This window comes from Cobetia sp. Dlab-2-AX (genome assembly GCF_024124625.1).
In the GTDB taxonomy this organism is placed as follows: domain Bacteria; phylum Pseudomonadota; class Gammaproteobacteria; order Pseudomonadales; family Halomonadaceae; genus Cobetia.
The window spans coordinates 350,430-367,482 of record NZ_JAMXRV010000001.1; the positions used below are offsets into that span (position 1 = coordinate 350,430).

The 17,053-nt window shown below is 64.7% G+C and carries 16 protein-coding genes; 7 read left to right on the forward strand and 9 right to left on the reverse strand.

All coding sequences use genetic code 11. The features are described from left to right. Positions 1 to 30 precede the first annotated feature (30 nt). The 6 genes from NH396_RS01515 to NH396_RS01540 form a co-directional block, all read right to left on the reverse strand. Positions 31 to 444, reverse strand: coding sequence for a rhodanese-like domain-containing protein (locus NH396_RS01515; protein WP_253061096.1), 414 nt, complete (start codon positions 442 to 444; stop codon positions 31 to 33). Positions 445 to 506: 62 nt separating this feature from the next. Further along, positions 507 to 1,421: a 3-hydroxyisobutyrate dehydrogenase gene (gene mmsB, locus NH396_RS01520; protein WP_253061098.1), complete on the reverse strand. Its 915-nt coding sequence runs from the start codon at positions 1,419 to 1,421 to the stop codon at positions 507 to 509. Positions 1,422 to 1,506: 85 nt separating this feature from the next. Continuing rightward, a complete protein-coding gene (locus tag NH396_RS01525; RefSeq protein ID WP_253061100.1) occupies positions 1,507 to 2,691 on the reverse strand; it encodes an enoyl-CoA hydratase/isomerase family protein in 1,185 nt (394 codons plus the stop codon). After that, positions 2,688 to 3,506, reverse strand: coding sequence for an enoyl-CoA hydratase (locus NH396_RS01530; protein WP_192837571.1), 819 nt, complete (start codon positions 3,504 to 3,506; stop codon positions 2,688 to 2,690). Before NH396_RS01530 ends, NH396_RS01525 begins: the two co-directional genes overlap by 4 nt. A gap of 52 nt (positions 3,507 to 3,558) precedes the next feature. Then, the gene (locus NH396_RS01535) at positions 3,559 to 4,725 is read right to left on the reverse strand and encodes an acyl-CoA dehydrogenase family protein (protein ID WP_253061102.1); all 1,167 of its coding nucleotides are present in this window, start codon (positions 4,723 to 4,725) and stop codon (positions 3,559 to 3,561) included. Positions 4,726 to 4,824: 99 nt separating this feature from the next. Beyond that, positions 4,825 to 6,420 carry a CoA-acylating methylmalonate-semialdehyde dehydrogenase gene (locus tag NH396_RS01540; protein WP_253061104.1) on the reverse strand — a complete coding sequence of 532 codons (1,596 nt, stop codon included), beginning with the start codon at positions 6,418 to 6,420 and terminating at the stop codon, positions 4,825 to 4,827. 296 nt (positions 6,421 to 6,716) lie between these two features. On the opposite strand from NH396_RS01540, the gene NH396_RS01545 reads away from it, so the two are divergent. The 3 genes from NH396_RS01545 to NH396_RS01555 all read left to right on the forward strand — a co-directional run bounded on the left by NH396_RS01545 (position 6,717) and on the right by NH396_RS01555 (position 10,309). Beyond that, complete coding sequence (locus tag NH396_RS01545) at positions 6,717 to 7,256, forward strand: MerR family DNA-binding transcriptional regulator (RefSeq protein ID WP_306424367.1); 540 nt, start codon at positions 6,717 to 6,719, stop codon at positions 7,254 to 7,256. A 363-nt stretch (positions 7,257 to 7,619) separates the two neighbouring features. Further along, positions 7,620 to 9,317, forward strand: coding sequence for an AMP-binding protein (locus tag NH396_RS01550; protein ID WP_253061534.1), 1,698 nt, complete (start codon positions 7,620 to 7,622; stop codon positions 9,315 to 9,317). After that, entirely contained in the window at positions 9,314 to 10,309 is a 996-nt protein-coding gene (locus NH396_RS01555; protein WP_253061106.1) for a class I SAM-dependent methyltransferase, read from the forward strand. The genes NH396_RS01550 and NH396_RS01555 overlap by 4 nt, the downstream gene beginning before the upstream one ends. Positions 10,310 to 10,749: 440 nt before the next feature. On the opposite strand, the gene NH396_RS01560 is transcribed toward NH396_RS01555, so the two are convergent. From NH396_RS01560 to NH396_RS01570, 3 genes are read right to left on the reverse strand one after another with little or no spacing between them, the layout of a single operon-like run. Continuing rightward, positions 10,750 to 11,712, reverse strand: coding sequence for a biotin-dependent carboxyltransferase family protein (locus NH396_RS01560; RefSeq protein WP_253061107.1), 963 nt, complete (start codon positions 11,710 to 11,712; stop codon positions 10,750 to 10,752). Then, complete coding sequence (locus tag NH396_RS01565; RefSeq protein ID WP_253061108.1) at positions 11,709 to 12,455, reverse strand: allophanate hydrolase subunit 1; 747 nt, start codon at positions 12,453 to 12,455, stop codon at positions 11,709 to 11,711. The genes NH396_RS01560 and NH396_RS01565 overlap by 4 nt, the downstream gene beginning before the upstream one ends. Continuing rightward, entirely contained in the window at positions 12,455 to 13,222 is a 768-nt protein-coding gene (locus tag NH396_RS01570) for a 5-oxoprolinase subunit PxpA (protein ID WP_253061110.1), read from the reverse strand. Before NH396_RS01570 ends, NH396_RS01565 begins: the two co-directional genes overlap by 1 nt. Positions 13,223 to 13,505: 283 nt before the next feature. Here NH396_RS01570 and NH396_RS01575 point away from each other — a divergent pair, with 283 nt between their 5' ends. The 4 genes from NH396_RS01575 (at position 13,506) to NH396_RS01590 (ending at position 17,052) form a co-directional block, all read left to right on the forward strand. Further along, positions 13,506 to 13,946 (forward strand): VOC family protein, encoded by a 441-nt coding sequence (locus tag NH396_RS01575; protein WP_054555510.1) that lies wholly within the window; start codon positions 13,506 to 13,508, stop codon positions 13,944 to 13,946. A 132-nt stretch (positions 13,947 to 14,078) separates the two neighbouring features. Next, positions 14,079 to 14,990, forward strand: coding sequence for a LysR family transcriptional regulator (locus tag NH396_RS01580; RefSeq protein WP_176677573.1), 912 nt, complete (start codon positions 14,079 to 14,081; stop codon positions 14,988 to 14,990). A 224-nt stretch (positions 14,991 to 15,214) separates the two neighbouring features. Continuing rightward, complete coding sequence (locus NH396_RS01585; protein WP_253061112.1) at positions 15,215 to 16,234, forward strand: TRAP transporter substrate-binding protein; 1,020 nt, start codon at positions 15,215 to 15,217, stop codon at positions 16,232 to 16,234. 260 nt (positions 16,235 to 16,494) lie between these two features. Then, positions 16,495 to 17,052, forward strand: coding sequence for a TRAP transporter small permease (locus NH396_RS01590; RefSeq protein ID WP_043331335.1), 558 nt, complete (start codon positions 16,495 to 16,497; stop codon positions 17,050 to 17,052). Position 17,053: the final 1 nt, after the last annotated feature.

Sequence of the window (17,053 nt, forward strand, 5' to 3'; positions counted from 1 at the left end):
CCGGATCGCGCCGAGCCTCCCCGCGCGGCATCAGTTGCCCTGCATGAAGGGCGAGACGATCTCTCCGCCCGCCTCACGCCAGGCCGCGAAGCCGCCCCCCAGATGGGCCACCGGCCCGAAGCCCATGTCCTTGAGCGACTTGGTGGCCAGCGCCGAGCGCAACCCGCCGGCACAGAACAGCACATAGCGCCCCTCGCGCGCGAAGTCGGCGCGGTGATAGGGCGAGGCCGGATCGACCCAGAACTCCAGCATGCCACGCGGCGCGTGGATGGCGCCGGGGATGCGCCCTTCCCGCTCCAGCTCACGCACATCGCGGATGTCCACCAGCGTCAGCGGCGTGCCGCCAGCGCGCGCCTCTTCCAGCGCCTCGCGCAGCTCGCGGGGGGACAGGGTCTCGATCTCCGTCTCGGCGGCGGCCACCAGCTCACTGACCGGTCGAATCATGGGGTGCTCCTTGCAGATGATGTTGTCCTCGGGTGCATGTCAGCGACTGGCGGCGTGACAGCTCACGCATCCGCCTCCCCACAGCGATAGAAGCGCTGGATGCTCGAGAAATCGAGGCGTCCTGCACCCTGGGCAGCATGCTGGACGAACAGATTACGCGCCTGGGAGCCCATTGGCACCGCCGATTTCGAGCCCAGCGCCATCTCCCAGGCAAGGCCGAGGTCCTTGGTCATCAGATCGACCAGAAAACCGCCCCGATAATCATTGGATGCCGGTGCAGCTTCCATCACGCCAGGCCAGGGATTGTAGACGTTGAGCGCCCAGTTGCCGCCAGATGACTGCTTCATCACCTCCGAGAGCACGGCCGGGTCCAGTCCGTTCTTGACCCCCAGCGCCAGCGCCTCGGCGGTGCCACTCATCAGGATACCCAGCAGCATGTTGTTGCAGATCTTGGCGACCTGGCCGCTGCCGGCCGGGCCGGCATGGAACAGATTCTTGCCCATCACTTCCAGCAGCGGCACGGCACGCGCATAGCCGTCGGCCTCGCCGCCGACGATGAAGCTCAGCGTGCCGGCACGCGCACCACCGACCCCGCCGGACACCGGGGCGTCCATGAAGGTGATGCCACGCTCGGCGGCGTGGCGCGCGACCAGACGGGCGTCATCCGGCGCGATGGTTGAGGCGTCGATCACCAGCACCGAGGCATCGAGCGTGGCCAGGAGGCCACCCGCGCCGTCTTCCTTGTCACCCAGATAGAGCTTTCGTACGTGCTGACCGGCCGGCAGCATGCTGATCAACACCTCGACACCCTCGACGACCTCTCCGGGAGATGCCGCGCGGGTGGCACCCGCCTCGACCAGCTCGTTCATGGCCGACTCGACCAGATCGAAGACCCTTACCGCATGGCCAGCCTTGACCAGATTGAGCGCCATGGGCCCGCCCATGTTGCCGAGTCCGATGAAACCGATGGATGTCATGGCAATGCTTCCTTGTGAACAGGTTCTTGTTGTCATTGGCGTACAGCAGCAAGTCTGCGCCTGCCGCCTTTGCTGAAAAGCGTGCTCAGAGGTCCATCAGCGGATGCTCATCCTCTTCCCATAGCGGTGCGAAGAAGCCATCGATGTATTCCTCGGAGACCTGGGCGATCGAGGCATAGGCCCACTGCGGCTGCTTGTCCTTGTCGATCAGCAGGGCGCGCACCCCTTCGGCAAGCTCGGTGCCCATGCAGCAGCGCACCGACAGGGTCAGCTCGTCGCGGAAGGCTTCCGCCAGCGAGGAGTGACGATGGCGTGCCAGCATGCGAAATACCAGATGCGGTGAGCTGGGGCAGCCGGCCAGCAGACGCTCGCGGTTGGCGTACAGCCACGCATTGCAGTCACTGCGCGCCTGGGGGTCATCGATGATTCGCTGGCAGGCCTTCAGCACTTCACGCCCGGCGACCAGCTGCTGAAGGTGATCGAAGAGCGGCAGCACCTGCCCCGGCGGCGCCAGTTCACGGCGCTCGAACTCGCTCAGTATCTTGCTCAGATGTCGCGACGGATGACGGCCGAATTCACCCTCGCACAGCGCCTGCTTGAGCGCCTCGCGCTGTTCATCGGGAATCAGGCGTGTCGCAAGCCCCAGATCCAGCGCATCGCGGGCATTCAGTTGCGCACCGGTCGCGCCGAGATATTCTCCGATGCCACGCGGCAGGCGATTGAGCAGCCAGCTGGCACCGACATCCGGATACAGACCGATGCTGACTTCCGGCATCGCCAGTCGTGAACTCTCGGTGACCACGCGCTCACAGCCGCCGGCGAACAGCCCCATGCCGCCGCCCATCACGATGCCGCCACCCCACACCAGCAGCGGCTTGGGGAAGGTATGCAGCCGGTGATCGAGCCGGTATTCGGCGGTGAAGTAGCGGGTGGCGAAGAAATCATCCAGCGCCTCGAGGGAGTCTGCGCCTTCGTTGGCAGGCGCCGTGGTCATCGCCTGATAGAGCGCCACGATATCGCCACCGGCACACAGCGCACGCTCACCGGCGCTTTCCAGCCACACCATGGCGATGCTGCTGTCCAGCTCCCAGGCATCCAGCTGCGCCTCGATGCGCTCGATCATGGCCAGCGACAGCGCATTCAGCGAACGCGGCGCGTTCAGGCGCATGATTCCCAGCTGCTTGCCGTCGCGGGCGCGACGCGTCTCGAACACCACGGGCGCCTCGACATCGGTCGCGGCCCTGGCGGTGACACCTTCTATCTGGCTCATGAGCGCCCTCCTCCCTTCACCTCTTCCTGACGCGAGACCCACTGCGGGGCGCGCTTCTCGAGGAAGGCGCTCACGCCTTCCTTCTGGTTGGGGTCATCGAACAGCTCGACGAACAGCTCGCGCTCCATGCGCAGGCCATCGCTCATGCCGCGATGGCGCGACGACATGATCAACGCCTTGCAGCGTGCCACCGCGCTCGGGCTCTGGTTGGCGACGCTCTCGGCAATCGCCAGCGCGCGCTCGAAGCTCTGGCCGGTCTCGACCACCTCTTCGGCCAGTCCGATGCGACCGGCGGTCTCGGCGTCCACCTGTTCACCACACAGGATCATGCGTTTGGCCCAGCCTTCGCCGACCAGCCACGGCAGATGCTGGGTGCCGCCCGCGCACGGCAACAGCCCCACCTTGGCCTCCGGCAGCGCCAGCCGGGCCTGACGCTCGACGATACGCATGTCACAGGCCAGCGCGCACTCGAGCCCGCCGCCCATCGCGTAGCCATTGACGGCAGCGATCGTCACGCCCGGGAAGTTGGCGAGCCGCTCGAAGGCCAGCCCGAAGCGGCGCGCCATGGTGGCGGCGACGCCCTTGTCACCATCGGCGAAGGTCTTGAGGTCGGCACCGGCAGAGAAGAACTTGTCGCCCTCACCGGTGATCACCACCGCACTTATGCTGCCATCGCCCTCCAGCTCGTCGAGCAGCTGCTCCAGCTCGATCAAGGACGCTTCCGTCCAGGTGTTGGCCGGCGGGTTGTTGATGGTGACCCGGGCGATATGACGATCCTTCTCGAGAACGAGGCATGGCCCTTGACTGGATGACATCATGTAACTCCCTGAAAGATGGTAACCAATGACAAATGAAGTGGAGGTGGCATTACGCCAGCGACTCGATCATGCCCGGGGTCAGAAGACGCCGCGCGATGATCAGACGCATGATCTCGTTGGTGCCTTCCAGAATCTGGTGCACACGGGTGTCACGCACCAGTCGCTCCAACGGGTACTCGCGGATATAACCGTAGCCGCCATGCAGCTGGAGTGCCTGATTGCAGACCTCGAAGCCCATGTCGGTGGCGAAGCGCTTGGCCATCGCACAGTGGGCGCTGGCCTCGACGTCGTCTTCATCGAGCTTGAAGGCCGCCAGCCGCACCAGGGTGCGCGCCGCGGTCAGTTCGGTAGCCATGTCGGCCAGCGTGAACTGCAGCGCCTGGAACTGGGCCAGCTCGCGCCCGAACTGCTTGCGCTCGCCGAGATAATCGCGAGAAAGCTCCAGCGCCTTCTGGGCCGCACCCAATGAGCAGGTGGCGATGTTGATGCGTCCGCCATCCAGCGCCTTCATCGCGAAGCGGAAGCCCTCGCCCTCCTCGCCCAGACGATTGGCCGCCGCAACCCGCACGCGATCGAAGCTCACCAGCCGGGTCGGCTGGCTGTTCCAGCCCATCTTGTCTTCCTTCTTGCCGTAGCTGATGCCCTCGGCGTCAGCCGGCACCACGAAGGCCGAGATACCCGCCGCGCCGCTGTCGGACTCGCCGGTACGCGCCATCACCACCAGCACGTCCGTGGCACCGGCACCGGAAATGAACATCTTGGAGCCACTCAGATAGTAGTCATCGCCCTCACGCTCGGCGCGGGTGCGCAGGCTGGCAGCATCACTGCCGCTGCCCGGCTCGGTCAGGCAGTAGGAACCGAGCTTGTCGCCCGCCACCATCGCCGGCACCCACTGCTCGCGACAGCTCTCCGTGGCGAAACTGGCGATCATCCAGCCCACCATGTTGTGGATGGTGATGTAGGCGGTGGTCGAGATGCAGCCGGTCGCCAGCTGCTCGAGAATGATGGAGCTGTCGAGACGTGGCAGGCCGAGGCCGCCATGCTCCTCGGGGACGTAAAGCCCCATGAAGCCGGCCTCGCCCGCCTTGCGAAGTGTCTCGATGGGGAAGTGGGCCGTGGCGTCCCACTCGGCGGCATGCGGGGCAAGCTCGGCATCCGCGAAGGCACGCGCCCCCTCCTGGAGGGCACGCTGGTCATCGGTCAGCGAAAAGTTCATGCAGCTGCCTCCTGTTGTCCTTGTTCTGTCGGCCCGGTTCTGTCGGCCCGGGTCTATCGCCCGGGCCTGTCAAAGCGGCTCAGCGCATCTGAGGCGCCATCAGCGCATTTGAATAGAAAAGTTGGGCTGATTGCCCTCGGCCGGCGCATCGACGAACCAGCGCGCGGTCACCGTCTTGGTCTCGGTATAGAAACGCACCGCCTGCTTGCCATAGGCATGCAGATCGCCGAAGAAGCTGCCGCGCCAGCCGGTGAAGGAGAAGAACGGCAGCGGTACTGGAATCGGCACGTTGATGCCGACCTGACCGACCGCGATCTCGTTCTGGAAGCGCCGCGCGGCGCCGCCGGAGCGCGTGAAGATGGAGGTGCCGTTGCCGTAGGGGTTGTTGTTGATCAGCTTGATGGCCTCGGACAGGTCCGCCGCCTCCATGCAGCACAGCACCGGTCCGAAGATTTCCTCGCGATAGAGCACCATCTCCGGCGTCACCCTGGAGAACAGACACGGCCCCAGCCAGTTGCCGTCGGGATAGCCCGCCACCGAGACGCCGCGGCCATCCAGCAGCAGCTCGGCGCCTTCCTGCTCGCCCTGCTGGATCCAGCCGGTCACGCGCTCCAGCGCCTGCGGCGAGATCAGCGGCCCGTAGCTGGCGCCCTTGTCATCCCAGGCGCCCGGGCGCACCTCGGCCAGCGCATCGCGCACCCGCTCGATCAAGGCCTTCGAATCACCGACGAAGACCGCTACCGAGATCGCCATGCAACGCTGACCCGCCGCGCCGACACTGGCACCGACCAGCGCGTTGACGACCTGGTCCGCTGGGGCGTCCGGCATGATCACCATGTGATTCTTTGCCCCAGCAAAGCACTGGGCGCGCTTGAGGTTGTCGGTGGCGGTGCGATAGATGTGCTGCCCCACCGGTACCGAGCCGACGAAGCTGACGGTGCGCACCATCTCGTGGGCGAGAAGATGATTGACCTGATCCCGCCCGCCCTGCACCACGGTCAGGATACCCTCGGGTGCCCCCGCCTCCATGAACAGCTCTGCCAGCCGTAGCGTGGTCAGCGGCACCTGCTCGGAGGGCTTGAGCACGAAGGCATTGCCACAGGCGATGGACAGCGGGAACATCCACAGCGGTATCATGGCGGGGAAGTTGAACGGCGTGATCCCCAGGCATACCCCCAGCGATTGGATCACGGAATAGCTGTCGATGCCGGTGGCGACGTTCTCCACCGTCTCGCCCATCAGCAGGCTGGGAATGTTGGCGGCGTGCTCGACCACCTCGATGCCGCGCCACACATCGCCCTTGGCGTCCTCGAAGGTCTTGCCTAGCTCGTGGGAAATGATCTCGGCCAGCTCGTCATGATGCTGCTTGAGCAGATGCTGATAGCTGAGCATCAGGCGGGCACGGGTCGGCACCGGCGTGTTGCGCCAGCGCTGGAAGGCCTGTTCGGCGTGGTCCAGCGCCTCATCCAGCTCACTCAGCGGTGACAGGGGCACGCGGGCGATCTCGCCGTTGGTGGCCGGGTTGGTGACGCTCAGGTGCTGATCGGCGCGACTTTCGACAAACTGACCATTGATCAGCTGAGGCAGCACCAGCGGCGCGCCGTCACCGGCGACCACGGCGCGCAGGCGTGACAGCAGATCCAGTGAACCGGTAGAGGGCGCGGCAGTAGAGGGCGTGAGAGACGTCGAAGACATGGCGTGGCATTCCTGTGGCTGTTGTTATTGGGAGGAAGACAGTGTGTCAACAGAGCCGAAGTCGTCAGCAAGATCCGCTTTGCAGAACCAGGCCGTCCTGCAGAAAGCGGCAAGCCGAGACTGTGATCTGATTCAACCTAGCATCTGCTTGGTTGGCTGCAAATACTATTACCCTTTACGTTAACGTAAACAATGCTAGTCTGTAGAAAATTCACGGCCAGACGCCGCTGGCACCCACAGCGCCAAGGAGCATTCCCCTCTCCCTGGCGCGCACAGCATCCGGAGCGGCAGCGCCCATGACAGATACGATGATGACCCCGAGTCCTGACCCCAGATCCCGAGCAACGCCTGATGGCACGACGCCTGGCGGTGCAGTGAATGACGGTGCCGGTGTGGAGTCCCTGCTGAGCACCACCAGCACCAGCGATGCCATCCGTCCGACCCAGCGCACCTGGAGCATCGGCGAGCTGGCACGGCATTTCGACGTGACCACGCGCACCATCCGCTTCTACGAGCAGGAAGGACTGCTGCACCCGGAGCGACGCGGTCAGACACGCGTCTATCGCGACAAGGACCGCGTACGCCTCAAGCTGACCCTGCGCGGCAAGCGACTGGGCTTCTCGCTGGCCGAGATTCGTGAAGTGGTCGACCTCTACGACGCCGCCGACGGCGGTGGCGAGAAGCAGCTCACCCGCCTGCTTGGCATTCTGAGCGAAAAGCGTGAGGGCCTTGAGCGTCAGCTGCGCGATCTCACCGCCATGCAGCGCGAGCTGGATGACGTCGAGACACGTGCCCGCGAAGCCCTCGCCCGCCTGGCCGGCGACAGCGAGAGCTAGCACCCACTCGCGTCAGCAACAGTTATGTAACTGACAGCTATACAAGTGACAGCGACTAGACTGTCCATGGAAAACTGCCCATCAGGAGAACATTCACCCTTGGAGTGACCAGCGCCTCGCGAGTGCGGGCGACAGCAGACTGCCGGAGAGCAACGCGTCGCACGCTGAGCTCACGACAAGACGACAGCACGACCAGACGACAAAAACGAAAAGGACGAAAAGGACGAAAAGAACAACAACACAGCGTCACCGCCTCCCTGAGGCGGCTCCCCCTGACAAGCCTTGCCTCACCAATAACAACCAAGGACACAGGAAAGCACCATGTCACAGGACGCCATCGCCACACGCCAGCCTGCAAGCGAAATGACACGTGCAAGCCGGTCAGTCAGCTATCTCAGCACCACCTCCGACACGCCACTGATGGGAGAAACCATCGGTGATTGCCTCGATCGCATCTGCGCGCGCTGGCCCGAGCGCGATGCCCTGATCAGTCGCCATCAGGGACTGCGCTACACCTGGGCCGAACTGCACGCAGAGGTCGAGCGCGTGGCGCGCGGCCTGCTGGCGATGGGCATCGAGCGCGGCGACCGCGTCGGCATCTGGGCGCCCAATCGTGCCGAATGGACACTGATCCAGTACGCCACCGCCAAGATCGGCGTCGTGCTGGTCAACCTCAACCCGAGCTATCGTGGCCATGAACTGGCCTACGCCCTCAAGCAATCCGGTGCGGCGACGCTGATCTTCCAGTCTCGCTTCAAGGCGTCCGACTATGTGGCGATCCTCGAGGAGCTGTTCCCTGAGGCCAGGGAGGCCCGCGGCCGTGATGGCATTCACAATGGCGCGCTGCCAGACCTCAGGCGCCTGATCTGCTTCGAGGCCGAGGATGCCCTGCCCGGCATGCTCAATTGGCAGGATGTGCTCAGCGGAGCCGATAGCGTCTGCGTCGAGACACTCAAGGAGCTGCAGGCCAGTCTGACCTTCGATGACCCGATCAACATCCAGTACACCTCCGGCACCACCGGCGCCCCCAAGGGCGCGACCCTCTCGCACCACAACATCCTCAACAACGGCTTCTTCGTCGCCGAGCGCATGAATCTCAGCGAGCACGACACGCTGGTGATGCCGGTGCCGCTCTATCACTGCTTCGGCATGGTGATGGGCAACCTGGGTTGTCTGACCCACGGCGCCGCCATCGTCTATCCGGAAGCGGGCTTCGATCCGCTGGCCACCCTGCAGGCGGTCAGCGAGGAAGGCGCCACCGCGATGTTCGGCGTGCCGACGATGTTCATCGCCGAACTCGAACACCCGCGCTTCGCCGAATTCGACCTCACCAGCCTGCGCACCGGCACCATGGCCGGCTCCATCTGCCCCATCGAGGTGATGCGCCAGGTCATCGAGCGCATGCACATGCGCGAGGTCACCATCGCCTACGGCATGACCGAGACCAGCCCGGTGAGTCTGCAGACCACTCGTGAGGCGCCGCTGGACAAGCGCGTCTCCACCGTTGGCACCCTGCACCCGCATCTGGAGATCAAGATCATCGACCCTGACAGCGGCCGCGTGGTGCCAGTCGGCGAGAAGGGCGAGCTGTGCACGCGGGGCTACAGCGTGATGCTGGGCTACTGGAACAACCCGGAGGCCACCGCCAAGGCCATCGACGCCGGCCGCTGGATGCATACCGGCGACCTCGCGACGCTGGATGAAGACGGCTACGTGACGATCGTGGGACGTATCAAGGACATGATCATCCGCGGTGGCGAGAACATCTACCCGCGCGAGATCGAGGACTTCCTCTACACCCACCCTGCGGTGTCGGACGTGCAGGTGATCGGCGTGCCCGATGAGCGGTATGGCGAGGAAGTGATGGCATGGGTCAAGCTCAAGGAAGGCGAGCAGCTCGATGAACCGGCGCTCAAGGCGTTCTGCCAGGGACGTATCGCTCACTTCAAGGTGCCGCGCTACATCAAGTTCGTGGAGGAATTCCCGATGACCGTGACCGGCAAGATCCAGAAGTTCAAGATGCGCGAGGCCGCGACACAAGAGCTGGGGCTGGCCAGGTGAGTACGTCACGTGAGGGGGAGGATGACACTCCCGCCGCACGCCACCTGAGCAGCGCTCGTCAGCAGGTCGCCCACTATGCGGCGAGCCACCATCATGCGGCTCTCGACGAGGCACTCGAGACGCTGATAGACGCCCACCCGAGCGGTGAACTGCCGATCATGGCACTGGCCGGGCTGGACCAACTGCATCTGGGTGGCGTGACGGGCACCCGCGAGCTGCTGGCCCTCGCCCGGCTGGAACCCCAGTCGCGGGGGCTTTCGATGCTTGAACTCGGCGCCGGCCTCGGCGGGCTGGCGCGACATGTTGCCAGCCTGTCGCGTGACACCGGCGCTGACCATCACATCACCACACTGGACCTCTCGAGCAGCCTCTGCGAGCTGGCGATTGCCCTCAACCGGGCCACCGGACTGCGCGAGTCGATTCGCGTGCTGGAGGGCGATGCCTGCTACCCCGAGCTGCACCCAGCACTCTCGGGCCGCCGCTTTGATCGCCTCTTCAGCCAGCACCTGCTGGTGCATCTGAGCGACAAGGTCAGCACGCTCACGCAGTGGCATGACTGTCTCGAGCAGGATGGCTATCTCCTGCTGCACGAGCCGGTGCTCAGCGTGCAGGCGCAGGCGTTTGGCGAGCGCCCTGCCCTGCCACTGCCGTGGGCGCTGTCACCGCGTGGCGACCAGCTGGCCAGTTGCGAGGAGCTGCATGAGGCGATGGCCAGCAGTGGCTTCGAGGTCGATGCCCATGTCGAGCTGACCGATCAGGTGCTGAGCTGGCAGGCGCGCCGCATGTGCGAGAGTACCAGCGAGCAGCCCATCGCCTACCGCGAGGACGCGCCTGCGCCCTCGCCGGCCATGCTGGCTGCTCGCGGCCTGACGCCGGAACTGATCTTCGGCCCGGCCTTTTCCCTGATGCAACGCAACCTGATGCTGGCCCTGGAAGCCGGCTGGCTGGAGGTTCACCTGTGGCGCCTGCGCAAGCGTCCTGCCAGGCAGTGAAGGGCGCGCTGGATCAGTAGAACTCACCGCAGGGATGCGGTGAGGAAAAAATTAGGAAACAGCGCTCGCAAATGACTGGCATCCGCCTGTCTCAACCGTTATTCTTGCCAGTACAGTCCCGTTCGGGGGATAAGCCGTTCGTTACCCGTCAGCATGTGAGGGTAATGTGCCCGACATGATGACCGCATTGCCTCGTGTTTCATCGATACCCACGAGTCAGTGCAACGTTTCCCGATGCTCGCGCAACGTTTCTCCGGGAATCTGTTCATCAAGGGTGTGATCTGATCAATCACTCCCAACAGCATCAAAGATTCCCTCACGGGAAAACCGAAAGGGCCTCCACTTGGAGGCCCTTTTTTTGTCTGCACGCTTCGATCCAGTCGCTCAGGTCTGCACGTTCAGGTCTGCAGGCGTCGAGCTGAAAGCTTCGCTGCGGCGCATCACGACTGCCAGCCGGTCAGCACCTCGAGGTGATCACGACGCGCCTGACCCGGTGTCACGGCCGCCAGTCGCACCCGGGAGCCCGGCACACATTGTCCGAGCCGTGCGCAGGCCAGTGGCGTCAGCGCGCCAAGGCGCGGGTAGCCGCCGATCGTCTGGCGATCATTGAGCAATATGATGGGCTGGCCATCGGCCGGCACCTGCACGGCGCCCAGCGGAATGCCCTCGGACACCATGCCCGCCCCGTCACGCTCGAGGCGCGGGCCGGTCAGGCGCACCCCCATGCGGTCGGCGCGCCCATCCACCGCCCATTCGCTGTTGAAGGCGCGATAGAGGCTGTCGCCACTGAACTCGGCGATCTGCGCCCCCACGACCAGCGGCAATTCGAGCGCCTCGCCTTCTTCGGGGGTCAGCGACTGCTGCCATGCCTGTGCCGACGCCGGCAGCTCGCGCAGCGACAGCTCATTGCTGGCAGCCGTCAGCACATCACCGCTGACCAGGGCTCGCCCTTCGCCATCCAGCCCGCCGAGGCCGTCGCGCACCGTGCTGGCGGCGCTGCCCAGCACCGGGGCGACATCCAGGCCACCGGGGAAGGCCAGATAGGCACGCAGCCCGGCGACGGGACGTTCGAACTTGAGCTGCTGTCCGCAAGCCACCTCGAAGGCCTGACCCGGTGCGAGCGTCTCGCCGTCGAGGGTCGCGGCCAGGTCTGCACCGCACAGCGCCAGGGTGCCGGCCTGTTCGACCTTGAACAGCAAGCCGCCGCCCATGGTGATCTCGAGCCCCGGTGCGTCATAGGCGTTGCCCAGCAGCCAGTTGGCCCAGCCCAGCGACACCCAGTCCGCCGCGCCACCCTGGGTCACGCCCAGGTGACGCACGCCCAGACGGCCAGCGTCCTGCACCAGTGCCAGGGCACCGCTGCGCTCGACGCGCAGCGTCGTCTTCGTCTTCACGTCGCTCATGCGCGTTCCTCCAGCGGGGTGACATCGCCGCCCAGGCGAACGAATTCCTCTCGGCTCACGGAGACAAAGCGCACGCGATCACCGGGCATGAAGCGACTGGACGGTTCTCCGGCTTCATTGCGCCCGAACAGGGTGATGGGCGTACGGCCCAGGATGTTCCAGCCGCCGGGTGAGCGTGACGGATAGATCGCGGCCTGACGGTCGGCGATACCGACGCTGCCGGGGGCGATCTTCTGGCGCGGCGTCTTGAGGCGCGGCGTGGTCAGCGCCTCTTCCAGCACACCCATGAAGGCGAAACCGGGCGCGAAGCCGAGGGCGAACACGCAGTAGTCATGCTCCCCGTGACGCTCGATCAGCGCCTCGACGCTGATGCCCAGCCGCGCGGCGATCGGCGCCAGCTCCGGCCCGACACTGTCGTCATACCAGACGGGCACTTCATGCAGCTGGCCCTGCTGGCCACTGCCCGGCGCGAGATCTGCCAGCGCGGCCTGGATGCGGGCACGCGCCTCGCCTTCTTCCAGCGCGGCCACATCGTAATGCAGCAGCAGCGTGGTGTAGGACGGCACCAGATCGACCAGCGTCGCGCCGAAGGCCTCACGCAGCGCACTGTCAGCGGCCAGCACCCAGGCCATGTTGGATTCCTCGATGCGATCGAACAGCCGGATGATCAGCGAGTCCATGCCGACGGTCTCGAGGCGCAGTTGCGGTGACGTGCCACGGCCGTGGCTGTCAGCCCCCGCCATCAGGCACCCGCCAACGTATCGAAGGCTTCACGGATGGCGCGCACCGCGGCCACGGACTCGGCGTTGTCACCGTGCACGCACAGCGTATCGGCGGACAGCACCAGGTCACCGCCGCTGCTGTCGGTCAGCGCTTCACCACGTGCCAGCGTCACGGACTGGGCGATGATCACCTCGCTGTCATGATGCACGGCGCCCGGCTCACGACGCGACACCAGGTGGCCACGTGAATCGTAGGCGCGGTCGGCGAAGGCCTCGAACCACAGCGTAATGCCCATCTCGTCGGCCAGCGCCTGCATCGGCGCGGGGTTGGCGGTCGCCATCACCATCAGCGGCAGGCTGGCGTCATAGCGCACCACGGCCTGCATGACGGCGCGCAGCAGCGTCGGGTCGGCGGCCATGTCGTTGTAGAGCGCACCATGCGGCTTCACGTACTGGACACGAGTGCCCTCGGCGCGACAGATGCCATCCAGCGCGCCGATCTGATAGAGCAGCATGTCCTCGACTTCGGCAGGCGAACACGCCATCGAGCGACGGCCGAAGCCTTGCAGGTCCGGGTAGGCCGGGTGCGCGCCGATGCGCACGTCATGCTTGACCGCCAGACGCACGGTGCGGCGCATGATGGTGGGATCGGAAGCGTGGAAACCACAGGCGATGTTGGCGCAGTCGACGAAGGGCATGACCTCTTCATCCAGACCGATCTTCCAGTTGCCGAAGCTTTCGCCCATATCGCAGTTGAGCAGGGGGAGGAAGGGGGCAGAGCGGGACATAGCAAAACCTCACAGGTCAGATCTTGTGTGTTGTTATGCCTCCACTCTATGTAAGGGGCCGCCTTGGTATCCAATCGTATTTTATGATTCGTCATATCGGTGAAATCTTTCATCATCTTGCGCCATGAAAGCACCGGCCGTGTATCGCTTGCCCGACGGAGCGCGTCATGCTTGTGTCTTGAGCGAGCCGAGCGGTGGCGGCAGGGTCTGTCTTCCCGCCCACCGCCTGTCTGAAGTCACGCTTTGCTCAGCCGAATCCCCCTACAACAACAGGAGTTTCACCATGGCCGTCAGCGATCCGTTCCACCTCGCCATCCAGGTCCGCGATATCGCCGAGGCACGCCGCTTCTATGGCGAGTTTCTGGGCTGCCCCGAGGGCCGCTCGTCCGACAGCTGGGTCGATTTCGATCTCTATGGCCATCAGTTCGTCTGTCACCTGAATCCGGCGCTGGCCGACCCGGCAAGCGCCGTCGCTCAGCACCGCAATCCGGTCGATGGCCATGGTGTGCCGGTGCCACACTTCGGTGTGGTGCTGGAGATGGACGCCTGGCAGGCACTGGCGGATCGCCTCATCGCCGAGGGCGTCACCTTCGAGATCGAGCCCCATATCCGCTTCAAGGGCGAACCCGGCGAACAGGCGACGATGTTCTTCCTCGACCCCACCGGCAATGCGCTGGAATTCAAGGCCTTCAAGGACCGCGAGAGCCAGCTGTTTCGCAAATGACGTGAGCGACCCACGCAGGCGCATGAGCCCACGCCCGGCCTGACGCGGGCCGTGCCCCGTGATGAAAGCTGACGCCCCGCGCTGCATGCGGCAAGATGGGCGGTCACAACGATTCATCACGGGGCATCTGCCATGTTCGACTTCAAGGAACTCGAGGCCTTCGTCTGGGTGGTCCGGCTTGGCTCGTTCCGCAAGGGCGCGACCAAGCTTCACCTGACCCAGCCCTCCATCTCGGACCGCATCAACCGCCTGGAAGCCACCGTCGGCGAATCCCTGCTGGAACGCGCCACCCGCCCCATCCAGCCCACCCTGCGCGGGCGTGAGTTCTTCGCCCACGCAGAGCGCCTGCTCAGTGGCCGCGACGAAGCCATGCGCCTGTTTCAGGAAGAAGGCGCCTTCTCGGGCACGCTGCGTCTGGGCGTGATCGAGACCATCGCCAACAGCTGGTTCCCCGCCTTCATGCGCCAGCTGGCCGAACGCTATCCCAAGCTGACGCTGGAAATGACCGTCGATATCTCGCCCTCTCTGCATCAGCGTCTGGCCGACAATGATCTCGACATGCTGTTCGCGATGGACAGCGCCGCCATGGGGCCCTACGCCACCCAGACTCCGCTGTGCACCTTCGAGATGGGCATGTTCGCCTCACCGGCCCTCGCCGAGCAGCTGGCCGAGGATGGCGAGCGCTTCGCCTCCACGCCATTCATCTCCTTCAGCAAGCAGGCGCGCCCCTATACCGAGCTGGTCAGCTATCTGTCGGACCGGGGCATCACCCAGCCCAAGGTGCACTGCACCAGCACCCTGATGACCATCCTGCGCATGAGCAGCGAAGGGCTCGGCATCGGCGTACTGCCGGTCGCTACGGTGGAGGATGTCATCAGCCACGGCGAACTGGTGCGCCTGCCACTGAAGACCCCGCTGCCCCCGATGATCTATGAAGCCATCTGGCGCAATGCCAACTACCCCGATTTCTGTGCCAGCGTGGCACGCCTCGGCTGCCAATGTGCCGAGACCTACTCGCAGCAACACGCGCATTCCACTCCCTGATCAGACCGCCTGTCATGCGCTGAGTCAGGGTTGATCGCGCCCCGCTCCGCATCAGGTCAGCATCAGACCAAGGTCTAACAATATCGCCAAAGGCTTTCATGCAACGACACTATGAAAGATTTCATCGATACTGCGAATCAGAATTAACGATTGGACGGGATGGCCCGTCGCTTGAAGAATGAAATCGTCTGCCGACAACATTCAATAATAATGAGGAACAAGACATGCGTAAGCCCAACGATTCCCTCACTCGCAAGATCCCGACAGTCAAGTCCTTCGCCTGGCTGGCGACAGTGGGTGCCCTGGCCTTCAGTGGCTCGGCACTCGCGGCACAGTGGAACCTCGCCACTCCGTATGGCGATGCCAGCTTCCACACCAAGAACACCAAGCAGTTCGCCGAGGAAGTCACCGAGGCCACCGATGGCGAGCTGACCGTGACCGTGCACAGCGGCGGTTCCCTGATCTCCCACGGCGAGATCAAGCCTTCCGTGCGTCGCGGCACCGTCCAGGCCGGTGAGATATTCCTGTCGATTCTCTCCAACGAATCGCCGGTCTACGAGCTGGACACCCTGCCGGGCGTCGCCTCCAGCTACGAAGAAGCCTTCGCCCTCTGGCAGGCCTCCAAACCGGACATCACCCAGCTGTTCGCCAAGGAAGGCCTGATGCCGCTGTACGCGGTCGCCTGGCCGGCCCAGGGTATCTACACCGACTTCGACCTGACCGACGTCTCCCAGCTCAAGGGCCTGCGTATCCGCGCGCCCAACATCAACACCCAGCGCTTCGTCGAGAACGTCGGCGGCAAGCCCACCGAGACCGAAGAAGCCGACATCCCCACCGCCTTCAGCACCGGTCGTGTCGACGCGATGATCACCTCCAGCTCCACCGGCAAGTCCATGTCGGCCTGGGATTACGTCAAGCACTACAACGACGCCAAGCTGTGGCTGCCGAAGAACATCGTCTTCGTCAACAAGCGTGCCTTCGATCGCCTCGACGAGAGCACTCAGCAAGCCGTGCTCGATGCCGCCAAGGCCGCCGAGACCCGCGGCTGGGAAGCCAGCAAGGCCGATGCCGCCGAGAGCGCCAAGGTGCTGACCGAGAATGGCTTCACCATCACGGAGCCCGACGCCAAGCTGGCCGAAGACCTCAAGGCCGCCGGTGACAAGCTGTTCCAGGACTGGAAGTCGCGTGCCGGTGAAGAAGGCCAGCAGCTGCTCGAGCGCTACCGCGCAGACCTGGATGCCTGAGATCCGCTCGCAAGCCCGACTGCCCGGCGCTGAATGCTGGACATGTGGCCAAGCGCATCGACCGTGCACTGCCTGAGCAACGTCTGAGCATTGCCTGAGCGCTGCAGATGTCCTGACTGACCCCAGCTGCAGCGTTGCTATCCCGCCACGCGGTACGCCACTCGAGACTCCGACACCTGCCGCCCGCCGGCAGGTGACCCACGGACAAGCCTGTGTGCAGCATCGCGTGGCCACCCTCACCTTCCCTGTGAGCGCCCGTCATGACCTATTTCTTCGACAGACTCTATCGCCTCGGCGCGTGGGGTGCGGCGGCCTGCATGCTGCTGATCTGCACCCTCGTCAGCCTGCAAGTCTTCCTGCGCCTGATCGACGCCATCATGGTGATGTTCGGCGCCGAGCGTCTCGGCTTCGAGATCTCCGGCGTGTCGGAAATGGCTGCCTTCCTGCTGGTTGGCGCCACCTTCCTGAGCCTCGCCTACACCTTCACGCATCACGCCCATATCCGCGTGACGCTGGTCATCAACCGCCTGCCGGCCGCCGTGCGCGTATGGATCGAAAGCCTCGCGCTGCTGATCGCACTCGGCCTGAGCGTCTTGATCACCCATGAACTGGTACTGCTGGTCGGCGAGAGCCTCGAGTACCACGACATCTCCTCCGGCCTGCTGGCGCTGCCGCTGTGGATTCCGCAGAGCGTGCTGGTCGCCGGTACCGGCCTGCTGTGCCTGGCGATTCTCGAGACCCTGATCGCCACGCTGCGCACCGCCTTCACCGCGCCCTCAAGCTACGTGGCGCCCGAGCCCGAAGACGGAGCCGAATGAC